The sequence below is a fragment of the Streptomyces sp. NPDC059092 genome (assembly GCF_042756365.1).
Taxonomy (GTDB): domain Bacteria; phylum Actinomycetota; class Actinomycetes; order Streptomycetales; family Streptomycetaceae; genus Streptomyces.
In genome coordinates this window covers 1-1,346 of record NZ_JBHZEJ010000157.1, presented here as the reverse complement: position 1 = coordinate 1,346, position 1,346 = coordinate 1, and the positions used below count along the sequence as shown (strand labels likewise).

At 65.7% G+C, this 1,346-nt stretch carries 1 pseudogene; it reads left to right on the top strand.

Annotation, left to right across the window (positions count from 1 at the left end):
• Positions 1 to 150: 150 nt before the first annotated feature.
• Positions 151 to 1,116: pseudogene (locus ACFXPL_RS37120) on the top strand (ISAzo13 family transposase); the annotation flags it as partial.
• Between the last annotated feature and the right edge of the window lie 230 nt (positions 1,117 to 1,346).

The following is a 1,346-nucleotide window of genomic DNA, read 5'->3' as shown; positions in this document are numbered from 1 at the left end:
ACGTGGGCAGATACAGGCGGCGGTCGATCAAGGTGCGGCCGCGTTCTCCGGCATACGCGAGGAAAACACCGACCTGACAATTTTCTGTCCGCCCCGGGGCCCGTATTTCAATAAGTGCTCGGTAGAGGGGTGTTGGTGGGAGTCTGAGATATGACTCCGTGTCTGTCAGGCCGCGCTGCCACCCGTGCTCTGCAAACTAAGTTCGATCAGATCCTGCCGCACTTCGATGAGCGTCGCCGCCGGTTGTACCTGGCCAGTGAGGCGACGGCCCTCGGCCGCGGCGGGATCCTCCAGGTGGCAGCCGCCTCCGGCACCAGCACTTCCACCATCGCGCGAGGTATTGCCGAGCTGGCCGGTTGCTCCTCGCCGACCCGACGGGTCCGGGCTCCAGGCGCCGGCCGCAAGCGGCTGACAGACACCGACTCGGGTCTGCTGCCCGCGCTGGAGTCGCTGATCGAGCCGCACACTCGAGGCGCCCCCGTCTCTCCGCTGCGGTGGACCACGTTGTCGTTACGGGCTCTGGCCTCGACCCTCACCACACAGGGCCACCCGATCAGCGCTTCGACCGTCGGACATCTGCTGCACACCCTGGGCTACAGCCTGCAGGGAACCGCGAAAACAACAGAGGGCATCAGCCATCCGGACCGTGATGCCCAGTTCACCCACCTCAATGCCACCGCCACCGCGTTCCTCAACGACGCCCAGCCAGTGATCAGCGTCGACACCAAGGCCAAGGAATGGCTCGGCAACCGGGACCGGCCCGGTCGCACCTGGCGGCCGGGCAAGAACGCGATCAAGGTGGACTGCCACACGTTCACCACCAACGAGCAGCCCATGGCGATCCCCTACGGGATCTACGACATCGCCAACAACACCGGGTGGGTCAACGTCGGCACCGACCACGACACCGCCCAGTTCGCGGTGGAGTCCATCCGCCGCTGGTGGCAGCACTGCGGCCGGGCGGACCACCCGAATGCCGGCAGGCTCCTGATCACCGCCGACTCCGGCGGCTCCAACGACCCCCGCCGCTGGACCTGGAAGAGCAACCTGGCCGCCTTCGCACGAGAGAGCGGCCTGGAGATCACGGTCTGTCACCTACCGCCGGGTACTTCGAAGGTCGGGTAGCCGGAGGGATTCACACTCTCCGGCTCCCACAGATCCGTACGTGACGATCTCTCGTCATACGGCTCTTGTCGTCCTGATCACCAGGCCAAGGAGGGGGAACTGACCCATCTCCACTGCGCGAACATGGGGCCTTGACCCGAAACCTTGGACACGGGTTGTGCGGCTGGTGCCAGCGTAGTTGATGTTGTTCTGGACGCCGTCTCGTAGGCGATCGGGCTGCG